The organism is Acinetobacter sp. 809848, from assembly GCF_000581275.1.
In the GTDB taxonomy this organism is placed as follows: domain Bacteria; phylum Pseudomonadota; class Gammaproteobacteria; order Pseudomonadales; family Moraxellaceae; genus Acinetobacter; species Acinetobacter pittii.
On sequence record NZ_JEXG01000192.1, the window covers coordinates 1 to 503 of the forward strand.

Sequence of the window (503 nt, forward strand, 5' to 3'; positions counted from 1 at the left end):
GTGGTGTTTGGCAAGCTATGCAATTTGTTTTGCAACACTTGGTCTGCACGAAGTTTGGTATCGAATTCAACCAGAGTGACATGCTCAACAATCCCTGCAAGGTCAATCGCTGCTTCAACACCTGAGTTACCGCCACCAATCACGGCAACACGTTTGCCTTTGAACAATGGACCATCACAGTGTGGGCAGTACGCAACACCACGGGTACGGTATTCTTGCTCACCCGGTACATTCATTTCTCTCCAACGTGCACCTGTAGAAAGGATTACAGTTTTCGATTCAAGTTTTGCACCGTTTTCAAGTTCAACCGCAACCAAGCCATTTGCAGTCTGGTTGGCACCCGTGATTTTGCTGACACGTTGCAGGTTCATGATATCGACATCATATTCACGAACATGGGCTTCCATCTCGGCAGCAAACTTAGGACCTTGCGTCTTTTGCACAGAAGTGAAGTTTTCAATGTCCATGGTGTCCATCACTTGACCACCGAAGCGTTCAGCCAC

At 47.7% G+C, this 503-nt stretch carries 1 protein-coding gene; it reads right to left on the minus strand.

Annotation, left to right across the window (positions count from 1 at the left end):
- Window positions 1-503 (minus strand): FAD-dependent oxidoreductase (locus J536_RS24735; protein WP_032064374.1); only part of this gene is annotated, 503 nt, incomplete at both ends.